The sequence below is a fragment of the Streptomyces sp. TG1A-60 genome, assembly GCF_037201975.1.
Lineage (GTDB): Bacteria > Actinomycetota > Actinomycetes > Streptomycetales > Streptomycetaceae > Streptomyces.
Genome location: NZ_CP147520.1, coordinates 6,738,695 through 6,763,232 on the forward strand (window position 1 = coordinate 6,738,695; position 24,538 = coordinate 6,763,232).

Genomic DNA, 24,538 nt, shown 5'->3' on the forward strand with positions numbered 1-24,538 from the left:
CTCGGCCGGGAGCCGTGCCGACCCGCACGCCTGTCTTCTCCCGGCCGCCCCTGCAACTCCCCAGACACCGGATCCACCTCAGTTCGGAGCGATCATCGTGACGCCTGAATCCCACTCCCCGACCGGCACGGACGACCCCGCACTCGGACCGCCCCCCGGTTGCCCCGCCCACGGCACGGGCCCCGGCGGGCTGCGCCGGCTGTACGGCCCCGAGGCGGAGGACCTGGGAGCCGTGTACGAGAAACTGCGGGCGGAGCACGGGGCGGTCGCCCCCGCACTGCTCCACGACGACGTGCCGATCTGGGTGGTGCTCGGCCACGGCGAGAACCTGCACATGGTGAGCAGCCCCTCGCAGTACTGCAAGGACACCCGCATGTGGACCCCCATGCGGGAGGGCACCGTCAAGCCCGACCACCCGCTCATGCCGCACTTCGCCTGGCAGCCCATCTGCGCCCACGCCGAGGGCGACGAACACCTGCGGCTGCGCGGCGCGGTCACCGGCGCCATGTCGACCATCGACTACCGGGGCATCCGCCGCTACATCAACCGCGCCACCCAGCACCTCGTCAACAAGTTCTGCGAGGACGGCAGCGCCGACCTGGTCGGACAGTTCGCCGAGCACCTGCCGATGGCGGTGATGTGCGAGATCCTCGGCATGCCCGAGGAGTACGGCGACCGGATGGTGCACGCCGCCCGTGACTGCCTGAAGGGCAGCGAGACCGCTCTCGTCAGCCACGCCTACGTCGTGGAAGCACTCGACCGGCTCACCGCCCGCCGCCGCGCCCAGCCCGAGGAGGACTTCGCCAGCCACCTCATCACCCACCCCGCCGGGCTCACCGACGACGAGGTGAGGGAACACCTGCGTGTGGTGCTCCTCGCCGCCTACGAGGCCACCGCCAACCTCCTCGCCAACGTGCTGCGCGTGGTGCTCACCGACCCCGGCTTCCGCGCCCAGCTGAAGGGCGGCCAGATGACGGTGCCCGAGGCGGTCGAGCAGTCCCTGTGGGACGAACCGCCGTTCAGCACCGTCTTCGCCTACTTCGCCAAGCAGGAGACCGAGCTGGGTGGCCAGCGCATCCGCAAGGGCGACGGGCTCCTCCTCGGCATCGCACCCGGCAACGTCGACCCCCGCCTCCGCCCCGACCTCACGGCCAACATGCAGGGCAACCGCTCGCACCTCGCCTTCAGCGGCGGCCCCCACGAGTGCCCCGGCCAGGACATCGGCCGCGCCATCGCCGACGTCGGCGTCGACGCGCTGCTGACCCGTGTTCCGGACGTCCAACTCGCCTGTGCGGAGCACGAGCTGCGCTGGCGGTCGTCCATCTCCAACCGGCACCTGGTGGAACTGCCGGTGACGTTCGCGCCGAAGGAGCAGCAGGACGTCATGCAGCCGCCCGCCGTCAGGCCGATGACGCCGCAGAACCCGAACAACCGGCGGGGCGGCCCGCCGCAGCAGCCACAGCCCACCTCCCCGGAACCCGCTGTACAGGCCGACGAGCCCGCCCCGGCGCCCGTACCGGACCGTCGGCCAGGCGTGTTCCGGCGCCTGGTGCGCTGGTTCGGCGGCAACTGAGCCGACCGGGCAGGGGGGCTACTCGGCCCACGCCTCGTACGACGACCAGGCCCGCAGGACACGCTGGCTTTCGAAGCGGTGCTCGCGCCCCGTGACCGGATCGGTGAACTCCAGGCTCCGCGCCAGCAGTTGCAGCGGTCGCCGGAAGTCACCGGCCGGCACGGGGGCATTGACCACCGGGTACAGGGGATCGCCGAGGATGGCAACCCCCAACCCGCTCATGTGTACGCGCAGTTGGTGGGTCTGCCCGGTACTCGGCAGCAGCCGGTACCGGGCCAGCCCGCTGCGGTGCTCCAACAGCTCGACCCGGCTGACGGCATTGGGTTCACCCTCGACCTCACGGGCCGTCAGCACGCCGCGTTCCTTGACGATCCGGCTGCGCACGGTGCGGGGCAGCTCCAGCCGGGGGTCGTGGGGCGCCACGGCCTCGTATTCCTTCAGAACCCGTCTGTCCCGGAACAGCGACTGGTACGCCCCGCGTTCATCGGGCCGCACGGTGAACAGCACCAGCCCGGCCGTGAGCCGGTCCAGCCGGTGTGCCGCGCCGAGTGTCGGGATGCCCAGCTCTCTCCGCAGCCGGGCCAGGGCCGTCTCGGCGACATGGCTGCCGCGTGGGGTGGTGGCCAGGAAGTGCGGTTTGTCGGCCACCACCACGTGCTCGTCCCGGTAGAGGATGCCGATCCCGAAAGGCACCCGCTCCTCGTCGGGCAGCTCCCGGTGGAACCACACGAACATGCCCGGCGCGTACCCCATGTCCCGTGGCACCGGACGTCCGGCGCCGTCCACGATGAGCCCCGCGTCGAGCATGCCGTCGATGACCCCCGCCCCGGCCGCGAGCCGCGCCACGAGATGATCCCGCACGGTCGCCCACGCGTCCCCGGCCGGCAACCGCACCCGCACCGGATCCACCCCGTCGCGCTGCGGCAGGGGAGAGGGCGGGGGCGGAGTGCGGCGTCTCATCACGATCAAGCATACGAGCGGCCCGGCAGCGGCCCTGGTCGCCCGGTCAGGCGGGGAGCCTCGTCGCCCGCGTCTCCTGGCGCCCGCTCGGGTGGAGGCGGTCAGGATGCTCGACGTCCTGCGTGAGAGGGTGACCGCACGACTCGGCGAGCCGGGTCCGGTTGGCCGCGGTGAACGCCTCCTCGAGCCACGCGTCCGTCGGCACCGGGCCGAAGAGCCGCTCCAGTTCGCGGACCATCGGCGGAGCCAGCGGGAACCGCCTTCCCTGCCGGCGTTCCTGGTAACGGTCCTGGATCTGCACGAAGAGGAACCCGCTGCGGCCGAAGTGCACCAATGGCTCGGGCGCACCGGTGAAGACCAGGTCGTCTATGAGATCGAGATAGATCGACCGGTAGCTGGCCTTCCGCTCGTCCGCCCGGTATGTGCCCGACGTCGGCTGATGGTCGTCCGTCGAGTAGATGCCCAGTGCGGACTTGCACAGATCCATGGAGAGGCAGTCGCAGATCGCGCTGTCCATGAGCCAGGGGAAGGACACCGGGCCCGTCGCGCTGCTCCGGGCCACCATGATGGCGGTCCCGTAGGCGTTTCCGGTGTTGCCCCGGAACAGGGCCCCGTCCCACATGTTGGGCGAATTGTTCAGGGCTGCCTGGAGACCGACGTGTTCGTCCCCGGGGCAAAAGTCCATCTTCTCCGCGTACTGGAAGACGGACTGCCGGACCAGCGACAGCAGCGCGTGGACCGCGTCACGCCCCCAGCCGGCCGTGTCCATCGCCCGCATCAGGTCCGGCACGGACCGGCCGTACATGCGGAAGCGGCCGTCGACCAGGTCGAACGGGGGTAAGCAGATGTCGTCGATGACGGTGGCAAAGGCTATGTAGTGCAGCCCCAGCGGATCCGCGCCGTAGTCCTCGCCGCACCAACAGGCCATCCACTGGATGGTGTCGCGACATGCGCGCGCCACGGTGTCGGCGGCTTGGGCGTCATGCTTCTTCGTCCAGTCCGAGTAGTGTTCGGGAATCCTGCCCCGTCGCTCCCCCACCGCGTCCCAGCGCTCGATGACCTTTTCCAGTAAGGGCCACACGTTCACCTGGTGGTATTGGGCGACCGGACCCGTGTACCCGTCCGCTCCCATAACGCCGTACAGGTGAGCGGTCTGCTTGTTGTAGCGCGACCTCGTGGCCGAAGGGCGGACATGCTTGACCGGGTTCCGCTGGTAATGCAGAAACGTGCAGGACGTGCTGCGCTCACATTCCGGTCCGCACCAGAAATCGTGCGAAAGATGAAGCAGTTCCTGAACGCCCCGTGTACCTGACAGCCGCTTCAGGGCCTCCTGCGCAGAGCCCTTCCACGCGAGCATGTCCGGGGTCACTGTCACGCCCTCTACGCCACCTGATGCCATAGCCCGAGCCTCCGCGAGAAACCCCACTTCTGGCTGCACATGCCAGCGTGCGCGCGACACCGTTCGCCGTGAAGGGGCGTACGGCGAGCGTACTGCGGCACATCAGGGGGCGAATTTAGTTGAAAATTGTTCATGAATGATACCCGCGATGACTGGAGATGTCCGGTGCTTCGATCGCGATTGTTCGCAGATCGGGGCTGCCGGTGGCTGGCGGTGGCCGGAGAGACACGGGAGCACGGTGAGGCGGCCGTCCTGGGGCGCTATTGAGTCGGCGGTGCCGGAACTGGAGCGCCTTCGGTCGCCGGCCTCGTCGGTGCCGGCGGCGGGCACGGTCCGGCGCGTGCCGCCGACCCTATGCTGAGCGGCCTCGGACAACCCGACAACCCGACAGCGAGGAACCCCGGATGAACGACGCGCCGCCCTCCCACCAGCTCATCCCGGGCGCGCCGGACTCACCCGTGCTCCTGCACGTGCCGCACGGCTCACGAGCACTGCCGGCGGCCGTACGGGCCGGGATCGTCCTCGACGACGCCGCGCTGGAGCGGGAGTTGGACCACATCACGGACGCGCACACGGACCGGATCGCCGAGGCGGCGGCCGACCGGTCGGCCACGCGGCCCTGGCGGTTCGTCAACCAGCTGTCGCGACTGGTCGTGGACCCCGAGCGGTTCCCGGACGAGCGGGAGGAGATGCTGGCCGTCGGCATGGGCGCGGTCTACACCCGCACCACGCACCGGGAGGCCCTCCGTCCCGCCACCGACGACGGCCGCCCCCTCGGCGGACAGCCGCTGCTCGACCGCTACTTCCACCCGTACGCCGCCGCGATGACCGACGCCGTGACGCACCGCCTGGAGACCGTCGGCCGGGCCGTGGTCCTCGACGTCCACTCCTACCCGACCCATCCCCTGCCCTACGAACTCCACGGCGACGGCCCCCGCCCGCCCGTCTGCCTGGGCAGTGACCCCTTCCACACCCCGGCCGACCTGCAGGCCGCCGCCGAGGACGCGTTCGCCGGTTTCGGCGGCACCGGCGTCGACAGCCCGTTCGGGGGCGCGTACGTCCCGCTGAAGTACTACGGGCACGATCCACGAGTGACCGCCCTGATGATCGAGATCCGGCGGGACGTCTACATGACGGAACCGGGCGGCCCGGCGGGAACGGGGTTGGGGGAACTCGCGGACGCGCTGGCCCGCCTGGTGGACGTGGTGACCACCGCGCCACGGTCATGACACCCGAACTCCGCACCGGGTGACGCGGGAGCGCGCCGCGTCGCGCCCCTGCTGCACACCCGCCTCCAGGTCGTGGTGGAGCGGTGCGAGCAGCAGCCGGGCCTCTTCGGCGTGCCCCTGCGCGAGGAGCAGCATGCCGATGTGCCGGCGCAGGGACACGAAGCGGGAGTGATGGCCGGAGCCCGGCCGCACGATTCCTTGGCATCCGCCTCCGGCCAGGCCGTCGCCGGAGGAGGCCGGTGTGGGCAGGACGTTGGCGACATGCTCATGCCATCTTGGCGCCCTGTGGACCAGCAGACGCTCGTCGTAGGGTGAGAGGCGGCCGAAGAAGGCCAACGACCAAGGGAGCCATGTATGACGCGGTACCTGATCTCGTTCGATGACGGCGCGATGGCCTTCCCCGAGGAGGAGTTGCCCGAGGTGGCCGAGGCCTCGCACGAGGTGGTGCGTGAGGCTCAGGACGCCGGTGTGTGGGTCTTCGGTGGTGGCCTGGAAAGGCAGCAGGCGAGCGTCGTGGCCACCGACGGGACCGTCACCAACGGCCCGTACCCGGAGACCAAGGCGGTACTCGGCGGGTTCTCGATCATCGATGTGCCCTCACGTGAGGACGCGCTGAAGTGGGCTGCCAAGATCGCTGCCGCGTGCCGCTGTGGGCAAGAGGTCCGGGAGATCATGCCCGACCCGACCGTCTGATCGAAGACGACCCGCAGCGGTTGGGGCCTGGTTCGGAAGTGGCTTGTGACCTGCGGGTTCGCCATGCTGCGGGCCTGTGGGCGACGCGGTTTGGGCGGCATGATCTGACGGACCAGGCGTGGGCGGTGGTCGAGGCGTTGCTGCCGGTCGCAGGGTGCGGTCGTCCGGCGCGGAACCTGCGTCGGCAGGTCGACGGGATCCGGTGAGCCGGGCTTTGTCCCGTGGAGGACGGAGCCCGGTCGCCGGTGGCCATGGCGGGGCACTTGGGTCACGCCTTGGTGGACACGCCCTCCTGCTCCGCTTCCACGCGCGCGTTCCACTGCTTCTTCGCCGCCTGCCAGCCGTCCTCGTCGTGACCGAGACGCCAGTAGCCGGAGACCGACAAGTCCTCGCGCGGGATGGCGAGTTCGACGCGCAACAGGCGGCGCAGCTCCTTCACGAAGCCCGCCTCGCCGTGGACGAACGCCTGCAGTCGGCCCTCGGGGAAGCGAAGCGCGCGTACGGCCTCGACGAGTGCGGCGCCGACGGGACGGTCCCCACGGTGCAGCCAGACGACCTCCACATCGGAGTTGATCTTCTGTTCCTCCTCGGGTCCGGCGACCTCGACGATCGCGTGGGCCCGGGCGCCGTCGGGCAGGGCTTCGAGGGAGGCGCCGATCGCGGGCAGGGCGCTCTCGTCGCCGACGAGGAGATGCCAGTCGGCCTCCGGGCTGGGCGCGTAGGCACCGCCGGGCCCCAGGAAACGGATCAGTTCGCCCGGCTGGACGCGGGTGGCCCAGGGGCCGGCGAGGCCCTCGTCGCCATGGAGCACGAAGTCGATGGTCAGCTCGCGCAGTTCGGGGTCCCAGGCGCGCACGGTGTACGTCCGGGTCACCGGCCACTGGTCCCGGGGAACTCCGCACGGACCCGCTCCAGGTCGAAGGGCTCCGGGTAGGTCACACCCTCGGGGCCGAACAGGAGCTTCACGTAATGGTCGGTGCTGCCGCGCGGGGAGAACTCGGCGAGGCCGTCGCCACCGAGGACGACCCGCTGCATGCGCGGGGTGAGTCGCTCCGTGCGGACGACTCGCGCGGAGTGGGGCTTCGGGGTCCTGCGTACCGGACGCTCTGCCATGACGGCCTCCCAATCACCTAGCTAAGGCTTACCTAAGTTAGCATCTCTCCCTGATGAACACCCCACGTGTGAGGCGTGTGCGAGGACTTCAGGGTGTGAATCGCACCTCAGAACCCTCGCTCTCGACGTGTCACCCCACCCCTCCGGCGTACGCCCCGTCCGCAGAGGCGCCCGCCTCACGCCTGAAGCGTCGTGAGCAGCCGTCGCAGCGATCCGCCGAGACCCCAGCGCGTCGCGAGCGCCTCCAGTGCCGCCGGGTCCCGCGGTTCGCGCGGCAGAGCCGTGTCGACGTCCGGCAAGGGTACGTCGGCCGCCACCCGGACGACCGTGGGGGCGACCGCGAGATAGGGTCGCGCCTCGTCAAGCCTCTTGCGCTGCGACGGAGTGAGTTTCGCCGCCGGGTCGTCGACCGCGGCCATGATCCCGGCCAGGTCGCCGAACTGGTCGAGCAGCTTCGCCGCCGTCTTCTCGCCGATGCCCGGCACACCCGGCAGGCCGTCGCTCGGGTCGCCGCGCAGCAGGGCCAGGTCCGCGTACCCCCGCCCGTCCACCCCGTACTTCCCGCGCAGCCACGCCTCATCGGTGAGCTGCAGCGTGCCCACGCCCTTCAGCGGATACAGCACCCGCACCCCGCGCCCGTCGTCGACCAGCTGATACAGGTCGCGGTCGCCGGTGACGATGTCGACCGGGGTCTTCGCGCGGGCCGTGAAGGTGCCGATGACGTCGTCCGCCTCGTACCCGGCGACGCCCACGCGTGCGATGCCCAGCGCGTCCAGAACCTCCTCGATGACCGGCACCTGTGGCGACAGGGTGTCCGGCACCTCCTCCTCGTCCGGTCCGGCCGCGTGCTCCTCGGCGACGCGGTGCGCCTTGTAGGAGGGGATCAGGTCGACCCGCCACTGCGGTCGCCAGTCCGCGTCCATGCACGCCACCAGGTCCGTCGGTCGGTGGTCCCGGGCCAGGCGGTCGATGAATTCGAGGAGCCCGCGCACGGCGTTCACCGGGGTGCCGTCCGGGGCCTTCACGGATTCCGGCACGCCGAAATAGGCGCGGAAGTACAGCGAGGCGGTGTCGAGGAGCATCAGGCGTCGGGTCACGCCCGCATCATGCCGTACGGCACCGACAGGCGGCTTTCCCGACCCGGTGGGGGCAGGCACGGTCCCCGAGCGGCGCCGGTCCGGGCCGGACCTTCGTCGTCATGGGCCTCCGGCTCCGTCAACCGCACACTGCCGCGCGAGTCGTACGAGGTCCGTGCGGACGGCATCAGCACGGTCTTCCGGCACTGCGTGCTGTTCTCTCCGAACGGGCGAGGTGATTGCGTACTGGCATGCGGAGAAAACGGGACAAGCCCGTCGCCGGCTCCGGGCGGGGCGGGCGTCTACACGCGGGCGAAGGGGCGCGAAGGAGGAGGTGGGACGGCTGTGCCACTGGCGAGAACGGTGGGCCCGGCCCCCTGCGAGTGTGTGGAGATGTGGCGGGCACGTGAAACGGTTTGCCGAACATGCGTAGGGTGCAGAGAACTCATCAGGGAGAAGTGCGCCCGATGAGTGCCGGACGGGTCGGAATCCGTAACCGGATCAGTAGCCGGATCAGCAAGGCGTGCAGAAGCCGAGTCAGTACGCGTCCGTGAGCCGAGCGACGAGCGAAGGAGGGAGCCGGAGCTATGGGCGACCACAAAGACCAGCCCCTGCGGGTGGGCGCGGCCGTCCGGCGGCGGCGCCGGGCACTTCAGCTCACCCTCGCCGTCGTGGCCGAGCGCAGCGGCCTGTCGGTGCCCTTTCTGAGCCAGGTGGAGAACGAGCGGGCCCGCCCCAGCAGGCCCTCCCTGGAGCGCATCGCCGACGCGCTCGGCACCACCGCCGTCGAACTGCTCGCCGCGGCCGACCCGGCGTGCAGCGTCGACGTCGTGCGGGCCGCCGACGACGACGGTTTCACACCCCCCGACTCCCGCTCGCGCTCCGTGGTACGTGGTCACCACCAGTTGCACGCCATGGAGTTCACCGGCGACCACGACGAGGGCCGCGAGGTCCAGCACCGCAACGACGAGCTGATGTACGTCGTCGACGGTGCGATCGAGGTCGAGGCCGAGGGCCGCGCCCACCGCCTGGGACGCGGCGACACGCTCTACATGTCCGGTGGCGTACGGCACCGGTGGCGGGCCACCGAGCCCGACACCCGGGTGCTCGTGGTCGCCGTCGCGGACCACATCGAGGCCCTGGAGGACCGCCACCGCCAGGGCGCCTGACGTTCGCCTGCCGGTCGGCGTCCGGCGGAGAGCGGGGCGGGCCCGACGGACTGGAAGGGCTGGAGGGGCTCGACGGGCTGGACGGGCTGGAACCCGACGCGCCGGACGTACCGTGGTGACCATGGTTGGACCGTCCCGCCGACGCGCGGCCCCCACCGGGAGTCCGATCGTATGGGGACATAAGCTGGGGTTATGAGCGAGAGTGAGCAGCGGGGCGGGCTGGCCCATCGGGTGCCGGATCTGGGGGCGCTCGAACTGCTGCTGGCCGTCGCGCGACTGGGCTCGCTCGGGCGGGCGGCGCGAGAGCTGGGGATCACTCAGCCGGCCGCGAGCAGCCGGATCCGGTCGATGGAACGGCAACTGGGTGTGGCGCTGGTCGACCGTTCGCCGCGCGGGTCCCGGCTCACGGACGCCGGCGCGCTCGTCACGGACTGGGCCCGGCGCATCGTGGAGGCGGCCGAGGCGTTCGACGTGGGCGCGCAGGCGCTGCGGGACCGGCGCGACTCCCGGCTCCGGGTCGCCGCCAGCATGACCATCGCCGAGTACCTGCTGCCCGGCTGGCTCATCGCGCTGCGCGCGGAGCGCCCGGACACGGCGGTGTCGCTGCTCGCGGGCAATTCGACGGTCGTCGCGGAACGCCTGCTCACGGACGAGGCCGACCTCGGGTTCGTCGAGGGGCCGACCGTTCCGGCCGGGCTGGACGCGGCCGTGATAGCCCACGACCACCTGATCGTGGTCACGGCCCCCAGCCACCCGTGGGCCCGCCGCCGCAAGCCCCTGGACGCGGCGGAGCTGGCCTCCACGCCGCTGATCCTCCGCGAGAAGGGGTCCGGTACCCGCCAGGTCCTGGAGACGGCGCTCGGCGGTCTGGCCCGGCCCCTCATCGAGCTCTCCTCCACCACGGCGGTCAAGTCCTCCGCGCTCAGCGGGGCCGGGCCCGCCGTCCTCAGTGAGCTCGCCGTCGGCGAGGAAGTCTCCGCCCGCCGCCTCGTCCGCGTCCCCGTGGACGGGGTCCGCCTGCGCCGGGCCCTACGGGCGGTCTGGCCGACGGGACACCGGCCCGCCGGGCCTGCGCGCGATCTCCTGGGCCTGACGCGGGGCGCGTCCGCCCCCGGCCGCTGACATCCGTACCCCGCCCGCGCCGCCGTACCTGCCCGTCGCCCCCAGGGGGCGCTGCCGCTTCGCCCCTACCCGGCGGCTGCGGGTTTTCGGCCCCCGTTCGCCGACCGCGAGTGCGTCGTGGCCTGTCGGGCAGTTCCCAGCGCCCCCGAAAGCCCCGACCGGCTCAGGACGCCGCTTCCGTGAGCGCGCGCATCACCCGTACGTCCGTGCCCATCTCGGGGTGCCACTGAACGCCCAACACCCACGCGGGGTCGGGCAGCTCGATGGCCTCCACCGTGCCGTCCGCCGCGTACGCCGACGGCAGCAGGCCCCCGCCGAGCCGGTCGACCGCCTGGTGGTGGTACGTGGGCACATCGGCCTCCTCGGGGGCGACGTCCGCGTACCGCGTCCCCGGTACCGGCTTGACCGGGTGGCGGCCGAAGACGCCCACCTCGACGACGTGGTCGTCGAGGTGCTGGACCAGCGTGCCGCCGAGGGCGACGTTCAGCAGTTGCATGCCCCGGCAGATGCCGAGCAGCGGCGTGCCGGAGTCCAGCGCCGCGTGGATCAGGGCCAGCTCCCACGCGTCACGCGCCGCCGACGGGGGACCGGTGCGCGGCTCGCGCTCGGCGCCGTAGCGGGACGGGTCGACGTCCGGCCCGCCCGCGATCACCAGGCCGTCGAGCCGGGCGACGGCCTCCGGCGCGTACGCCGGGTCGTCCGGCGGGAGCATCGCCGCGAGCCCGCCCGCCGCCTGCACGAGCCGGGGGTAGCCGACCGGCAGCAGGGCCGCCTCCAGCTCCCAGACGCCCCAGCGCGCGCCGGACTCCAGATACGTACTCACACCGATCAGCGGCCTGGTCACCCGTGCTCCTCACTCATGGAACGGAACATTCAGTCCCGTGCCAACTCTGCCTCGGCCGCCGCCAGCGCCGCGAACTCCTCCTCCGGGGCCTTCGCCACCAGATGCCTGCGGCTGTAGAAGCCGAAGTACGCCACCGCCACCGCGTACACCACGAGCGCGATGACCGCCGCCGTCACGTCCACCAGGAACGTCGCCACCAGCGCCGCACAGGCGAGGACGAGGGCGACCGAGGAGGTCAGCGCTCCACCGGGCGTGCGGTACGGCCGTTCCAGACCGGGCTCGCGGCGCCGCAGCACGATGTGCGACAGGGACATCAGCGCGTAGCTGATCGTGGCGCCGAAGACGGCGACGTTCAGCATGCGGGCACCGTCACCGGTGGCCGCCGCCAGCGCGAAGCCGATGGTGCCGGGGACCAGCAGGCCCAGGTACGGGCTCTTGCGGCGACTGGTGAGCGACAGGAAACGGGGCAGATAGCCGGCGCGGGACAGGGCGAACAACTGGCGGGAGCCCGCGTAGATGAGGGAGAAGAACGACGCCACCAGGCCCGCCAGGCCCGCGTAGTTCACGATCCGGCTCAGGACCGTGGCCTTGCCGTCCGGCTGGAGCGCCGCGACCAGTGGATTGCCGGCCTCCTGGATGGCGGCCGAGCCACGCGCTCCCGCCGCGGTGAAGAAGGTGACCACGGCCAGGACCACGAGGATGGCCATGGACCAGCGGATCGCCCGCGGCAGCGTACGGGCCGGGTCCCTGGTCTCCTCGGCGGCGAGCGGCACACCCTCCACGCCCAGGAAGAACCACATACCGAAGGGGAACGCCGCCCAGATGCCGAGCAGACCCATGGGCAGCCAGGAACTCGCGCCGAAGGCGGAGGCGTCCACCGGGATGTCGTCGAGCGACGAGGCGCTGAAGTCGGGGAGCGCGGCCAGGGCGAACACGACCAGGGCCACCACCGCCACGGCGGTGACGACGAAGCTGAAGCGCAGCGCCTCGCCCACGCCCCACAGATGGATGCCGATGAAGATCGCGAAGCAGACCAGATACACCGGCCAGCCGGACTCCAGACCGAACAGGCCCAGCGACTCGACGTAGTCACCGATGAAGATGACGATCGCGGCGGGCGCGAGCACGTACTCGATCAGGATCGCCGTGCCGGTCAGGAAGCCGCCCCACGGGCCGAGCGCCCGGCGCGCGAAGCCGTAGCCGCCACCCGCCGTGGGCAGGATGGAGGACAGCTCGGCGAGGGCGAACACCATGCAGGCGTACATCGTGCCCATGAGGACCATGGCGATGCCCAGGCCGCCGAAGCCGCCCTCCGCCAGACCGAAGTTCCAGCCGGAGTAGTCGCCGGAGACGACGTAGGCGACGCCGAGGCCGGTCAGCAGGACCCAGCCGGCGCTGCCCCGGCGCAGCGTTCTGCGCTCCAGGTAGTCGTCCGCCGCATCGGTCGTGCCCGTGGATTTCAGGGACATGGCGCAATCTCCCCACTCAAAGGAATGGATGCATACCTTTGTGGGGTTGGTGGCCGGAAAGCAATACCCGTGCGTTAAGCGCCCGTAAATACGCACCGAACCCGCGCGCGAGATCCGCGCCCGCCCAGGGGGCCGGGCTCACCCCAGGAAGCCGCGCAGCAGGGCCGCCGTGCCCGCGCAGTGCTCGCGCATGATCTCCCGCGCCGCTTCGGCGTCCTCGTCGAGCACGGCCTCCACCAGGGCCGTGTGCTGCTGCTGGGAGTGCTCCAGGTTCCGCACCAGCAGCGGGATGCAGTCGAGCAGGTCGTTGACCCGCGCCCGTACGGCCGCGTACTGGGCGGCGAGCGACGGGGAGCCGGACAGCTCGGCGACGGTGAGGTGCAGCAGGGTGTCCAGCCGGCGGTACTCCGTGAGCGGCGCGTTGTGCGTCCGGGCCAGGGCCGCACGCAGCCGGTCGGCCTGCTCGTCGGTCAGGCCGTGCGCCGCGCACAGACCGGCCGCGCCCACCTCCAGCACCTCACGGAAGCGCAGCGTGTCCTCGACGTCGATGTCCTCCAGGCGGCGGCGCAGCTCCTCCTCGCCGAAGGTCTCGGTGCGCGGCAGCACGAACGTTCCGCCGTACCGCCCCCGCCGCGCCTCGACCAGACCCTGGTCCTGCAGGACCTTCAGCACCTCGCGCAGCGTCACCCGGCTGATCCCCAGCCGCTCGGCCAGCTCCCGCTCGGCCGGCAGCCGCTCGCCGCCGGGCACCAGACCGAGCCGTACGACCTGCAGGATCTGCTCCAGGGCCTCCTCGAAGCCGTTGCCCGCCCGCACCGGCCGCAGCACGGAGGCCAGCCGGTCGTCGGCCCAGGGAGCCCGCTGCTCCGCGCCTGTCCGCGACATGTGGTCGTTCCCCCTTCCCAACTAATGGTTACCGGTAATACCTTATGGCTCCCGGATGGCCGAGAAGCCCCTAGGAGGCTTTCCCGTGGCAGACCGCACACCCCCGCTCGCCGTCGAGGAGCTGCACGCCCTCGTCGCGGGCGGTGAGATCGACACTGTCGTCCTGGCCTTCCCCGACATGCAAGGGCGTCTCCAGGGCAAGCGGTTCGCCGCGCGTTTCTTCCTCGACGAGGTGCTTGCCCACGGCACCGAGGGCTGCAACTACCTGCTCGCCGTCGACACCGAGATGAACACCGTCGACGGCTACGCGATGTCCTCCTGGGAGCGCGGCTACGGCGACTTCGCCATGCGGCCGGATTTGAGCACTCTGCGCCGGGTGCCGTGGAACGCGGGCACGGCGATGCTCATCGCCGACCTGGCCTGGAACGACGGCTCACCGGTCGTCGCCGCGCCCCGCCAGATCCTCCGCCGCCAGCTGGAGCGCCTCGCCGAACGGGGCTACACGGCCAACGTCGGCACCGAACTCGAGTTCATCGTCTTCAAGGACACCTACGAGCAGGCCTGGGACGCGGGCTACCAGGGCCTCACCCCGGCCAACCAGTACAACATCGACTACTCGGTCCTCGGGACGGGCCGCATCGAGCCCCTGCTCCGGCGGATCCGCAACGACATGACGGCGGCCGGCCTGACCGTCGAGTCCGCCAAGGGCGAGTGCAACCCCGGGCAGCACGAGATCGTCTTCAAGTACGACGAGGCGCTGGTCACCTGCGACCAGCACGCCGTCTACAAGACCGGCGCCAAGGAGATCGCCGCCCAGGAGGGCGTCTCGCTCACCTTCATGGCCAAGTACAACGAGCGCGAGGGCAACTCCTGCCACATCCACCTCTCGCTCGCGGACGCCGACGGCGACAACGCCATGGCCGACGGCCACGACATGTCGCCGGTCATGCGGCACTTCCTCGCCGGACAGCTCGCCGCGCTCCGCGACTTCTCGCTGCTGTACGCGCCCAACATCAACTCGTACAAGCGGTTCCAGCCGGGCTCCTTCGCGCCGACCGCCGTCGCCTGGGGCCACGACAACCGCACGTGCGCGCTCAGGGTCGTCGGCCACGGCCGCTCCCTGCGCTTCGAGAACCGGCTCCCCGGCGGTGACGTCAACCCGCACCTCGCCGTCGCCGGGCTCGTCGCGGCCGGGCTGTACGGCGTCGAGCACGAGCTGGAGCTGCCGGAGGCGTGCGAGGGCAACGCGTACACCACTGACTACGCCCAGGTGCCGACCACCCTGCGCGAGGCCGCCGAGCTGTGGGAGAACAGCCCGATCGCCAAGGCCGCCTTCGGCGACGAGGTCGTCGCGCACTACCGCAACATGGCCCGTGTCGAGCTCGCCGCCTTCGACGCCGCCGTGACCGACTGGGAGCTGCGCCGTTCCTTCGAACGTCTGTGATGCACCGAGCACGTCGGTGATTCACCCGCTGTGAGAGGTCCTGTCTTGTCCGAGCAGTCCCAGCAGTACGAGCAGCAGCTCCAGGTACTGAACCCCGCCACCGAGGAGGTCGTCGCCACCGTCCCGGCCGCCACCGCGGCGGACGTCGACGCGGCCGTCGTCCGGGCGGCGAAGTCCCAGCGGCGGTGGGCCGCCACGGCCCCCGCCGACCGGGCCCGGCTGCTGCGCCGCTTCGCCGTGACCGTGGACGAGCACATCGAGGAGCTGGCCCTCCTGGAGGTCCGCGAGGCCGGGCACACCATCGGCAACGCCCGCTGGGAGGCCGGCAACGTCCGGGACCTGCTCGACTACGCGGCGGGCGGCGTGGAGCGGCTCACCGGACACCAGATCCCGGTGGCCGGCGGCCTCAACGTCACCCTCCTCGAACCCCTCGGCGTCGTGGGCGTGATCGCTCCCTGGAACTTCCCCATGCCCATCGCCGCATGGGGTGTCGCCCCCGCGCTCGCGGCCGGCAACGCGGTGATCCTCAAGCCCGCCGAGGCCACCCCGCTCACCGCCCTCCGCCTCGCGGACCTGGCCCGCGAGGCGGGGCTGCCGGAGGGCCTGTTCCAGGTGCTGCCCGGCCACGGCCCCGTCGCCGGCGACGCCCTCGTCGAGCACCCCGGCGTTGCGAAGATCGTCTTCACCGGGTCGACGGCCGTGGGCAAACAGGTGCTGGCGAAGGGCTCGGCGCTGCTCAAGCGCGTCACCCTCGAACTCGGGGGCAAGAGCCCCAACATCGTCTTCGCCGACTCCGACCTGGAGGCCGCCGCGGCAGCCGCCCCCATGTCCTTCCTCGACAACTCCGGCCAGGACTGCTGCGCTCGCACCCGCATCCTCGTCCAGCGCTCCGCCTACGACCGCTTCCTCGATCTCCTCGCCCCCGGCATCGAGTCCGTCCGCGTCGGCGACCCGGCCGACGAGGCCACCCAGATGGGCCCGCTGATCTCCAAGGTCCAGCTCGACCGCGTCCGTTCGTACGTCGACGATGACGCCCCCGGCATCCGCGGCAAGGCCCCCGAGGGCCCCGGCTTCTGGTTCCCGCCTACCGTCCTCACCGGCGTCGAGCCCCACGCGCGCGTGGCCGCCGAGGAGGTCTTCGGCCCGGTCGCCGTCGTTTTCCCCTTCGACGACGAGGCCGACGCGATCCGGCTCGCCAACGACACGCCCTACGGCCTCTCCGGCTCCATCTGGACGAGGGACGTCGGCCGCGCGCTGCGCGTCTCCCAGGCCGTCCGCGCGGGCAACCTGTCCGTCAACTCCCACGCCAGCGTCCGCTACTGGACTCCCTTCGGCGGCTTCAAGCAGTCCGGCATCGGCCGCGAGCTGGGCCCGGACGCCCTGACCGCCTTCACCGAAACCAAGAACGTCTTCATCAGCACGGAAGGCCCCGCACAGTGACCTCAGAGATCTCGGAAAGCATCTGCCGCCGACTGGTCGGCCGGACCGCCGTCATCACCGGCGCCGGCAGCGGCATCGGTCTCGCCGCCGCGCGCCGGCTCGCCTCCGAGGGTGCCCACGTCGTCTGCGGCGACGTGGACGAGACGCGCGGCAAGGCGGTCGCCGAGGAGCTCGACGGGATCTTCGTGAAGGTCGACGTCACCGACGCCGAGCAGGTCGAGGCGCTCTTCAAGACCGCGTACGACACCTACGGCAGCGTCGACATCGCCTTCAACAACGCGGGCATCTCGCCGCCCGACGACGACTCCATCCTGGAGACCGGCCTGGAGGCCTGGAAGCGTGTCCAGGAGGTCAACCTCACCTCCGTGTACCTGTGCTGCAAGGCCGCGATCCCCTACATGCGGCAACAGGGCAAGGGCTCGATCATCAACACCGCGTCCTTCGTGGCCCGTATGGGCGCGGCGACCTCCCAGATCTCCTACACGGCCTCCAAGGGCGGTGTGCTCGCGATGTCGCGCGAGCTGGGCGTGCAGTTCGCGCGTGACGGCATCCGCGTCAACGCGCTCTGCCCGGGGCCGGTCAACACCCCGCTCCTCCAGGAACTGTTCGCCAAGGACCCGGAGCGGGCCGCGCGCCGGCTCGTCCACATCCCGGTCGGACGGTTCGCGGAGGCCACCGAGATCGCGGCGGCGGTGGCGTTTCTCGCCAGCGACGACTCGTCCTTCGTGAACGCCACCGACTTCCTGGTCGACGGCGGTATTTCGGGCGCGTACGTCACCCCGCTCTAGGACATGGAGAACACCGGCACAGATGGTGTGATTAGAGTGCCGGGATGAGCAGTTCGCCGCCGCCCGGCTGGTACCGCGACCCGTCCTACCCGCTCACCGAACGCTGGTGGGACGGGACCGCGTGGACCGATCACCGGCGCCAGCCGGAGCAGCCGCTACCGCCGGTGGCGCAGCCCCAGCCGCCCGCGGGCGGGAGACCCGGGCGCACCAAGGCCGTCGCGCTGGCCGTCGCCGGGGCCGTCCTGGTCGCCGGGGCGGTCACGGGCGGCGTCCTCCTGCTCGGCGAGGGCGGCGACAAAGGCCGGAAGACGCGGGCGGCGACGACGTCCCCGACCTCCGACAGCGACGGCGGCGACAGCCCGTCCCCCACAAAGTCCGCCACCGCCTCCCCCAGCGGCGACCCGACCGTCGTCGTGGACGACCTCAACGGCATCACCTTCCCGATCCTCGACGGCTGGATCGAGGGCGACGGATCCTACGAGGACGACGCCGTCCTGGTCACGGACGGCACGAACGACTGTCCCGGCGACGGCGGCGTGTGCCGCAGCGGAATCGTCGTCTCCCGGACCGTCACGGGCAGCGACGAGACCTCCCCGAAGGTCCTCGCCGAGAACGACATCGAGGACGCGGCGAACGACGCCTACGACCGCGACGTGCTGGACCGGCAGCCGTACAACGGCGTCACCGGCCACGAGGTCGTCGGCTCCGGCTCGGTCGCCGTCGCGGGCCGCGCCGGGTACTACGTGCGCTGGCGGGTGACGACCGGCGCCGGACCCGGCGGTTACGTCCAGTCCCTGGTCTTCCCGTCCAGCAGCGGCTCCGAGGCCCTGGTCCTCGTCCGGTTCGCCCTCGACGCGGGCGACGAGGGCCCGCCCATCGGCGACATCGACGAGATCGTCAAGGGCGTCCGGCCGGTGGGCGGCGCCGACACGGGCGGGGGAGTGGGCAGCGGTCTCGGGCCGTCGTGAGCCCGGGAGGGCGCCCGAGTCACAGGAACGTGTGGCCCTCGCCGCGGTACGTCGGCACGGTCGCCGTCACCTCGTCGCCCTCCACCAGGTGCAGCACGTCGAACCGCTCGCACAGCTCACCGGCCTTGGCGTGCCGGAACCACACCTTGTCGCCGAGCAGCAGGTCGTCCGCGGGCGCGCCGAGCAGCGGGGTCTGCACCTCGCCGGGGCCCTCCTGCGGGTCGTACTTCAGCCCTTCGGGCAGATACGGCACGGGCAGCCGGTCGGGGCCGGGCGCGCCGGAGGCCGGGTAACCGCCGCCCAGGACCGTGACGACCCCGACCCCCGGACGCCGCACGACGGGCATGGCGAACAGCGCGGCCGGACGCCCGCTGAACGAGGTGTAGTTGTCGAACAGCCGAGGCACGTAGAGACCCGACCCGGCACCGATCTCGGTGACCGCGTCCTCCGCCGCCGTGTGCTGCACACTGCCCGTGCCGCCGCCGTTGACGAACTCCAGGTCCGGTGCCACGTGCCGTACCGCGCGCACGACCTCGGCCCGCCGCGCGGCCAGTTCCTTCTTCGCGCTGGCCTGCATCAGCCGCACGGCACGCGAACGCACGGGCCGCCCGGCCACCGAGTCGCCCACACCGGCGATGTGGCCCTCGTACGCCATGACCCCGACCAGTTTGAATCCCGGGCGCTCGGCGACGGACCGGGCCATGTCGGCGATCTGGGTGGGTGAGTGCAGCGGGGAACGCCGGGCGCCGACGCGCACGCGCCCGCCGAGGAGCTTCAGCGAGGTGTCCAACTCCAGGCAGACGCGCACCACTTCGGTGCCGCCCCGCCGGGAGTTGTCGATCAGCTGGAGCTGGGCGGGGTCGTCGACCATGACGGTCACGGCGCCGGCGAGCTTGGGGTCGCCCGCCAGTTCGGCGAAGGCCTCGTGGTCGGCCGACGGGTACGCGAGAAGGATGTCCTCGAACCCGGAACGCACCAGCCACAGGGACTCGGCGAGGGTGAACGACATGATGCCCCGGAAGCCCTCACGGGCCAGGGCCCTCTCCAGCAGAGCCCGGCAGCGAACGGACTTGCTCGCGACGCGGATCGGCTTGCCGCCGGCCCTGCGGAGGAGGTCGTCGGCGTTCGCGTCGAAGGCGTCGAGGTCGACGATCGCGAGAGGTGCGTCGAGGTGAGCTGTGGCCCGGTCGTACCGGGCCCGGTCGGCGGCGCGCGCAGTCATGAACGAAGCCTGCCAGACATGATTACCGCAGGGTAGGGGGACGTTCCGGGCAGAAGCCACGGTCCCTCGGACTGGTTCCCGTTCGCCCCGGGCCAACCCGTAGAGTTGCGCGCACGCAGGGGCGACCTCGACGGGGATGCCGATCCGCTGCCACGGGTATGGCTTGCCCGTGGCGTCGGCCGACCGTCGGCGGGGCGAAACCCACGACGGCTCCGGGTACGAGGAAACGGGGGGAGCATGAGCACGGAAGCGCGCCGCGCCTCCCACTCTCCACGCCCGCCCATACCGCCGGACCACGACTTCTCGTCCCCGGCGTCGGGTCCCGCGACACCGGGCGCCCCGGCTCAGCCCTCGACGCAGCCGCCGTCACGGGAACCCGGGGCGGGTGACAGGACGCCGCCGGGTGCGCGTGCGTCCGGCGCGGACGTGCCGGGGCCGCGATCGTCCGCTGGAAGTGCTTCAGGGACGCGACCGTCCACCGGGGGTACGCCGGGACCGCTGCCTCCGCTCGGCTCCGGGCCGGTGTGGAGCGCGCCGGTTCCGCCGCCCCCTCCGGAACGCGCGCCCTCGACCGGGGGCGGGCCGGCCGTGCCGCGCCCTCCGCAGCGCCCGCCGACGGCGGGCGTACCCGCCCGGCCCACCACCCCACCCCGCCCCACCGCGCCGCCAGCGCCCCAGGACGCACGGCACCCGGGCGCGGCGGACGCGCAGCGCCGTCCGTACGCCCGCGACACGACGAACACGCCCCAGAACAGCCAGAGTCCCGGCAACCGGGTCGCCTCCCCGCCCACCCGCACACCCGGCTCCGCCCCGACGGCCGAACAGAACCCCTGGCACCACCCCGGGCGGGTGGCTGGGCCGGGCCCGGTACACGGTTCGGACGCGGCGGGTGGGGATGGCTTCTCGTACGGCTCCAGGCAGGCGCCTGGGCCGGGTCCCGCACGCGGTTCGGGCTCGGCGGCCGAGGGAGGTTCTTCGCCCGGCCCCGGGGGGCGGCCGGACTGGGCCCCGCCGGTGGTTTCGGCCCGAGGACCGGGGATGGCTTCTCGGACGGTTCCGGGCAGGCGGCCGGCCGGCAGGGCCCCGCACGTGGTCTCGGCCCGAGGGCCGGGCAAGGCGCCTCGGGCGAATCCCGGCAGACTGCCGGGCAGGGTCCCGTACGGGTTTCCGGCTCGGCCGCAGGTCAGGGTCCCGGTCCGGGCGCCGGGCAGGGCTCCGTACGGGGCTCCGGTCCGGCCGCCGGGCAGGATCCCGGCTCGGGCGCCGGACGCGGGCCCGGCCGCGAGCCCGCCTCGGATGGTGGCGCCCAGCGGCGTGTCGAGTATCCGCGCTTCTCCGACTTCCGGCGAACCGCCGGTCAGAAGGGCGGTGCCTCCGCCACCCCGCCGCCCCCGGCGGCCTCGGCCCGTTTCCCGGACGCCCTACCGAAAGCTTCGGAGCCCTTCTCAGGTGCCCCGCACAAGAATTCGGCGCGCTTCCCGGGCACCCCGCCTGAGACGTCGGAGCCCTTCTCGGACACCTCGCCCGAGAGTACGGCGGGCTTCCCGGGCACCCCGTCGGCCTCCGGTTTCCCGGACGGGGCCCCGCCTCCGGCCTCCGCGCGCTTCCCGGACGCCCCGCCCCCGGTGTGCGACGCCGGGCGACGCGCGGGGGACATCCAGCCCCCGGGCACCGGGGCCCCCGGCCGCCCACCCCGCCTCACCGGCGACGGCAAGCAGCCACGCCCGTCCGGCACCACCGCAGGCGGCACACCGCCCCTCTCGCCCGGGCATCCCCCGGCGTCGGCGCCCCGTACCGGCGTGGCGGCGTCCAGCGGTGCCGTACGCCCTCCGGCGGCGGCGCCGCGCCGGCCGCTGCCCGAGGAGGCCACCCCCGAGCCGACCCCCGACCGCGCCCCCTCACGCCGGAGTGGCCCGGTGGCTGGCAGCCTCCGTCGGGTCCCTCGCGGCGGTCCGCCGAGGCGGTCGACGCCGCGCTCGGAGCGGCTTCCGGGCGGCCCTTCGTGTCGTTCGCGGAGCCGGACACATCGCCGTGGACGCCGCCGGAGTCGCACGACGGGCGGCGCGGGCCGAGGCCCTCCCGAGCCCGTGCGGCGGCCGTGGCCGCGTGCGTGGTGCTGGGCGTCGGCCTCATCGGCGGTGCGGTGGCGGGGAGTTGGCTCACCGGGGGCTCCGGCTCGGACGGCTCCCGCGACCACTTCGCGGCGGCCGGTCAGCTGTGGCACGGCGTACCCGTGGACGAACTGTTCCCGCCCACCGTCCAGGGCGAGGGCGCCGGACCCGGCGGCACCGACCGCACCTGGACCCGCGTCGCCGTCGCACCCGACAGCGGCTGCGCCGACGCCTTCGACCCCCTGCTGCGCCAGGCTCTCGGCCCCGTCGGCTGCCTGCGGCTGCTGCGCGCCACCTACACCGACGCGACCCGCAGCAACATCACCACCGTCGGCCTGATGTTCACCAAGGCCGACGCCGCCGCCATGGCCGCCCTCAGGACCCGCTTCGAGAAGGAAGGCCTCGACCGCCGTACCGACCTGATGCCCCGCCCGTACGCGGCCGAGGACACCGTCGCCGCGGGCTTCGGCGACGGCCAGCGCGCCTCCTGGACGATCTCCGTCCTCACCGACGTCCCCGTCGTCGTCTACGCCGTCTCCGGCTTCGCCGACGGCCGTACCGTCACCGAACCGCAGTCCGCCGCGGACGCGATGCGGTCCGGCGCCACCACGGCCCCCGCCCAGTCCGGCCTCGGCCACGAGGCGAAGGGCCTCGCCGACCGCATCGAACGCGGTCTGCGCAAGACCGCCGCGTCCGCCACGGAGCAGCCCTCGTGAGAGCCGAGAGAACCGATACCGCCGGGAGCGCGGCGAAAACCGTGCCGGCCGGGGCCGCCGCGACATCCGCCCCCGGCCGGCGGCGCCCCCTGCGCGCCCTGCGCCTCGGCCTCCTCAGCGTCCCCCTGGCCGCCTCCCTGGCACTCCTGCCGTCCACCGCCGCGCACGCCGACGGCATCCGGGGCCAGCAGTGGGCGCTGGACGCGATGCACACGTGGGAGGCCTGGCGCACCACCAAGGGCGCGGGCATCACCGTCGCGGTCCTCGACACGGGCGTCGACGACGAACACCCCGACCTCGTCGGCAACGTCCTGCCGACGAAGGACATGGTCGGCTTCGGGGCGTCGCGCGGCGACCGCTCCTGGGCCCGACACGGCACCGCCATGGCCGGGATCATCGCCGGCCACGGGCACGGGGTGAACAACGCCGACGGCGTCCTCGGCATCGCCCCCGAGGCGAAGATCCTCCCCGTCCGCGTCATCCTCGAAGACGGCGACTCCGCCCGCTCCAGGGCCCGCAGCACCCGTGGCAACGCACTCGCCGAAGGCATCCGCTGGGCCGCCGACCAGGGCGTCGACGTCATCAACCTCTCCCTCGGCGACGACTCCGAGTCCGCCCACCCCGAACCCTCGGAGGACGCCGCCGTCCAGTACGCCCTCAAGAAGGGCTCGATCGTCGTCGCCTCGGCAGGCAACGGCGGTGAGAAGGGCGACCACATCTCGTACCCGGCGGCCTACCCGGGCGTGATCGCGGTGACCGCCGTCGACGAGGACGGCACCCGCGCCCCGTTCTCCACCCGCCGCTGGTACGCCACCGTCAGCGCCCCCGGCGTCGACGTGGTCATCGCCGACCCGGACCGCAAGTACTACGAGGGCTGGGGCACCAGCGCCGCCGCGGCCTTCGTCTCCGGCGCAGCCGCCCTCATCAAGGCCGCCTACCCGGGCCTGACCCCCGCCCAGGTCAAACGCCTCCTGGAGGACACCGCCCGCGACACCCCCGTCGGTGGCCGTGACGACTCCCGTGGCTTCGGCTTCGTCGACCCGGCCGCCGCCATCGAGGAGGGCGGCGGCCTCACCCCCGGCGACCTCAGACCGGCGTCGTACGGCCGCCAGTACTTCGGCTCCGGCCCGGACCGGGTGGAGGAGGACGACCCGGCCTCCGCCTGGACCGCGCCCGCCGCGGGCGGCCTCGGCGTGGGCCTGCTGGTCACCGCGGTGGTGGTCTGGCGCGGACGCGGTCGCAACCGGCCCGACGAGTACGCCGTCTGACGCTCACGAGGTCCTGGCCGCGCCCGCCCCGGCCGTGGCACCCCCGGCATCCCCCGCTCCCCCGACACCGCGACGGCCGCCCGAGCCGCCGCCTCCACCAGCGCGATCCCCCTCTGCTTCGCGGTGTTGCCGTTCGACACCACCGCGACCAGGAAGTCCCGCCCGTCCGCCGTGACCCGGCCGATGCTGTTGACGACCCACAGGCCCGTGGCGGTACGCGGCAACCACCCGTTCTTCAGAGCGAACCGGGACCCCGAGGACCCGCCCGACGCAGCCGCCGAGACACCCCAGTCCTGCCCTTCGGCGATCTGTCCCATCAGCTCCTGGCCGTACGCCCGCGAGACCGCACTCAGCTCGGCCGCGTCGTCGTTCCCGAACACGTGCCGGAGCAGAACGAGTTGATCGGCGGCCGTGGTCTGCGTCAGACCCCAGTACGCGCCTTCGCCGCCCTCGGTGTCCGTCAGTCCGAGCCGCCCGTTCGCGGCGTCGAGGCCGGCCGCCTGCCCGATGGCCTTCCACAGGGCCGTCGCGGAGGCGTTGTCGCTGTCGCGGATCATCGCGGAGGCGTACGCCCGCTCCCGCGCGGTGAGCTGCCGGCCCGCGTCCTGCGCCTGGAGCAGCAGGGCGGCCAGGATGTTCACCTTCACGATGCTGGCCGTGTCGAACCGGTCGCCCCCATACCCGGCCGAGCCCCCGGACGCCATGTCGAGCACGGCCACGGACACCGCCGCCCCCTCCTCGACGGTCAGGTCCGCCAGGGCTGCCGACAGCACCTGGTCGTGGCCCACCTCGGGAGCCGCCGCAGGTTCCACCGAAGCCTCCTCAGCGACCGCGACCGCGTCCGCCCCCGGCGCGGTGACAGCGGGGGCCGGGGGCGCTCTGGACGATGACGCCCACGACGATACGGCGGGAGCTCTCGCCGCCATGGGCCCGGGCCCTCATGTACACCGCCCCGGCGGCCGTGCCGCCCACGGGGACGCCGAGCGGCCGGCGCGACGCGCACGCGTGGGCGGTGTCACGTTCTCCGGCCCGGCGGGATCCCCCGACGT

General features: G+C 72.5%; 18 protein-coding genes and 3 pseudogenes. 11 read left to right on the top strand and 10 right to left on the bottom strand.

Going from position 1 to position 24,538, the window contains the following annotated elements; translation table 11 throughout:
- Window positions 1-97: 97 nt before the first annotated feature.
- A complete protein-coding gene (locus WBG99_RS29485; protein WP_338899204.1) occupies window positions 98-1,573 on the top strand; it encodes a cytochrome P450 in 1,476 nt (491 codons plus the stop codon).
- 18 nt (window positions 1,574-1,591) lie between these two features.
- On the opposite strand, the gene WBG99_RS29490 is transcribed toward WBG99_RS29485, so the two are convergent.
- Both WBG99_RS29490 and WBG99_RS29495 read right to left on the bottom strand, forming a co-directional pair.
- Entirely contained in the window at window positions 1,592-2,533 is a 942-nt protein-coding gene (locus WBG99_RS29490) for an RluA family pseudouridine synthase (RefSeq protein WP_338899205.1), read from the bottom strand.
- Window positions 2,534-2,579: 46 nt separating this feature from the next.
- Window positions 2,580-3,665, bottom strand: coding sequence for a hypothetical protein (locus WBG99_RS29495; protein ID WP_338899207.1), 1,086 nt, complete (start codon window positions 3,663-3,665; stop codon window positions 2,580-2,582).
- 671 nt (window positions 3,666-4,336) lie between these two features.
- Here WBG99_RS29495 and WBG99_RS29500 point away from each other — a divergent pair.
- On the top strand, window positions 4,337-5,161 hold the full coding sequence (locus WBG99_RS29500; RefSeq protein ID WP_338899208.1) for an N-formylglutamate amidohydrolase: 825 nt from the start codon (window positions 4,337-4,339) through the stop codon (window positions 5,159-5,161).
- Here the strand turns inward: WBG99_RS29500 and WBG99_RS29505 are convergent.
- Window positions 5,156-5,497 (bottom strand): hypothetical protein, encoded by a 342-nt coding sequence (locus WBG99_RS29505; RefSeq protein ID WP_338899209.1) that lies wholly within the window; start codon window positions 5,495-5,497, stop codon window positions 5,156-5,158. The genes WBG99_RS29500 and WBG99_RS29505 overlap by 6 nt on opposite strands.
- Before the next feature lie 18 nt (window positions 5,498-5,515).
- Between WBG99_RS29505 and WBG99_RS29510 the strand changes: the two genes are divergently transcribed.
- Window positions 5,516-5,854 carry a YciI family protein gene (locus WBG99_RS29510; protein ID WP_338899210.1) on the top strand — a complete coding sequence of 113 codons (339 nt, stop codon included), beginning with the start codon at window positions 5,516-5,518 and terminating at the stop codon, window positions 5,852-5,854.
- 268 nt (window positions 5,855-6,122) lie between these two features.
- On the opposite strand, the pseudogene WBG99_RS29515 reads toward WBG99_RS29510, so the two are convergent.
- Window positions 6,123-6,967, bottom strand: a pseudogene (locus tag WBG99_RS29515) (siderophore-interacting protein).
- Between the two features lie 176 nt (window positions 6,968-7,143).
- Window positions 7,144-8,075 (bottom strand): annotated as a pseudogene (locus tag WBG99_RS29520) (5'-3' exonuclease).
- Between the two features lie 555 nt (window positions 8,076-8,630).
- On the opposite strand from WBG99_RS29520, the gene WBG99_RS29525 reads away from it, so the two are divergent.
- Window positions 8,631-9,212, top strand: coding sequence for an XRE family transcriptional regulator (locus WBG99_RS29525; protein ID WP_338899211.1), 582 nt, complete (start codon window positions 8,631-8,633; stop codon window positions 9,210-9,212).
- 192 nt (window positions 9,213-9,404) lie between these two features.
- Window positions 9,405-10,334, top strand: coding sequence for a LysR family transcriptional regulator (locus tag WBG99_RS29530; protein ID WP_338899212.1), 930 nt, complete (start codon window positions 9,405-9,407; stop codon window positions 10,332-10,334).
- A 163-nt stretch (window positions 10,335-10,497) separates the two neighbouring features.
- Here the strand turns inward: WBG99_RS29530 and WBG99_RS29535 are convergent, their stop codons facing one another.
- From WBG99_RS29535 to WBG99_RS29545, 3 genes are all read right to left on the bottom strand, one after another.
- A complete protein-coding gene (locus WBG99_RS29535) occupies window positions 10,498-11,178 on the bottom strand; it encodes a gamma-glutamyl-gamma-aminobutyrate hydrolase family protein (RefSeq protein WP_338899213.1) in 681 nt (226 codons plus the stop codon).
- Between the two features lie 29 nt (window positions 11,179-11,207).
- The gene (gene eat / locus WBG99_RS29540) at window positions 11,208-12,647 is read right to left on the bottom strand and encodes an ethanolamine permease (protein WP_338899214.1); all 1,440 of its coding nucleotides are present in this window, start codon (window positions 12,645-12,647) and stop codon (window positions 11,208-11,210) included.
- A 138-nt stretch (window positions 12,648-12,785) separates the two neighbouring features.
- Complete coding sequence (locus WBG99_RS29545; RefSeq protein ID WP_338899215.1) at window positions 12,786-13,532, bottom strand: FCD domain-containing protein; 747 nt, start codon at window positions 13,530-13,532, stop codon at window positions 12,786-12,788.
- Window positions 13,533-13,617: 85 nt separating this feature from the next.
- On the opposite strand from WBG99_RS29545, the gene WBG99_RS29550 reads away from it, so the two are divergent.
- From WBG99_RS29550 to WBG99_RS29565, 4 genes are read left to right on the top strand one after another with little or no spacing between them, the layout of a single operon-like run.
- Window positions 13,618-14,976, top strand: a complete 1,359-nt coding sequence (locus WBG99_RS29550) for a glutamine synthetase family protein (RefSeq protein WP_338899216.1) — start codon at window positions 13,618-13,620, stop codon at window positions 14,974-14,976.
- A gap of 45 nt (window positions 14,977-15,021) precedes the next feature.
- On the top strand, window positions 15,022-16,416 hold the full coding sequence (locus tag WBG99_RS29555) for an aldehyde dehydrogenase family protein (protein ID WP_338899217.1): 1,395 nt from the start codon (window positions 15,022-15,024) through the stop codon (window positions 16,414-16,416).
- On the top strand, window positions 16,413-17,204 hold the full coding sequence (locus WBG99_RS29560; RefSeq protein ID WP_338899218.1) for a 3-oxoacyl-ACP reductase: 792 nt from the start codon (window positions 16,413-16,415) through the stop codon (window positions 17,202-17,204). Before WBG99_RS29555 ends, WBG99_RS29560 begins: the two co-directional genes overlap by 4 nt.
- A gap of 44 nt (window positions 17,205-17,248) precedes the next feature.
- Entirely contained in the window at window positions 17,249-18,172 is a 924-nt protein-coding gene (locus tag WBG99_RS29565; RefSeq protein ID WP_338899219.1) for a DUF2510 domain-containing protein, read from the top strand.
- 19 nt (window positions 18,173-18,191) lie between these two features.
- Here WBG99_RS29565 and WBG99_RS29570 read toward each other — a convergent pair whose 3' ends face one another.
- A complete protein-coding gene (locus WBG99_RS29570; protein ID WP_338899220.1) occupies window positions 18,192-19,394 on the bottom strand; it encodes an amino acid deaminase/aldolase in 1,203 nt (400 codons plus the stop codon).
- A gap of 2,002 nt (window positions 19,395-21,396) precedes the next feature.
- Between WBG99_RS29570 and WBG99_RS29575 the strand changes: the two genes are divergently transcribed.
- Both WBG99_RS29575 and mycP read left to right on the top strand, forming a co-directional pair.
- Window positions 21,397-22,221, top strand: a complete 825-nt coding sequence (locus WBG99_RS29575; protein WP_338899221.1) for a hypothetical protein — start codon at window positions 21,397-21,399, stop codon at window positions 22,219-22,221.
- Between the two features lie 89 nt (window positions 22,222-22,310).
- Complete coding sequence (gene mycP / locus WBG99_RS29580) at window positions 22,311-23,489, top strand: type VII secretion-associated serine protease mycosin (RefSeq protein WP_338900525.1); 1,179 nt, start codon at window positions 22,311-22,313, stop codon at window positions 23,487-23,489.
- Between the two features lie 197 nt (window positions 23,490-23,686).
- Here the strand turns inward: mycP and WBG99_RS29585 are convergent.
- Window positions 23,687-24,415 (bottom strand): annotated as a pseudogene (locus tag WBG99_RS29585) (hypothetical protein); the annotation flags it as partial.
- Window positions 24,416-24,538: the final 123 nt, after the last annotated feature.